This is a genomic window from Oleiphilus sp. HI0132, assembly GCF_001635845.1.
Genome location: NZ_LWGJ01001761.1, coordinates 1 through 571, shown reverse-complemented (window position 1 = coordinate 571; position 571 = coordinate 1). Strand labels below are relative to the sequence as shown.

The following is a 571-nucleotide window of genomic DNA, read 5'->3' as shown; positions in this document are numbered from 1 at the left end:
AAGACATCCTCAACCGTGCCTCGCTCCTCACTAATTGCTGCCGCCATGCTTTCTACGCCAACCGGGCCGCCAGCAAATGTTTCGAGTACCGCGAGTAGTAAGCGCCGATCCATTTGATCCAAGCCTTTTGCGTCAACGTTGAGCATACTTAGGGCTTTATCAGCATTGTTCTTATCCAAGACACCATTACCTTTAACCTCGGCGTAGTCTCTTACTCGCCTTAGCAATCGATTGGCTATCCGGGGCGTCCCTCTGGAACGACAGGCTATCTCATCGGCTCCACCCTGTTCAATCTCTAATCCGAGTAACTGGGCTGAACGACTAACAATGGAGCTCAAATCCTGGTTATTGTAGAACTCAAGACGCTGAACGATCCCAAATCGGTCTCTTAACGGAGAGGTGAGCAAACCTGCTCGCGTGGTTGCACCAACAAGCGTAAAGGGAGGTAAGTCGAGCTTGATAGACCTTGCAGCCGGACCTTCACCTATCATGATATCGAGCTGATAATCTTCCATTGCCGGATATAAGACTTCTTCAACTGAAGCATTCATTCGGTGAATTTCATCAATGA

Annotated in this window: 1 protein-coding gene; it reads right to left on the bottom strand. The window is 49.0% G+C overall.

Annotated elements, in window-relative coordinates; genetic code table 11:
• Positions 1-571 (bottom strand): Holliday junction branch migration DNA helicase RuvB (gene ruvB / locus A3766_RS26885; protein WP_156509177.1); only part of this gene is annotated, 571 nt, incomplete at both ends.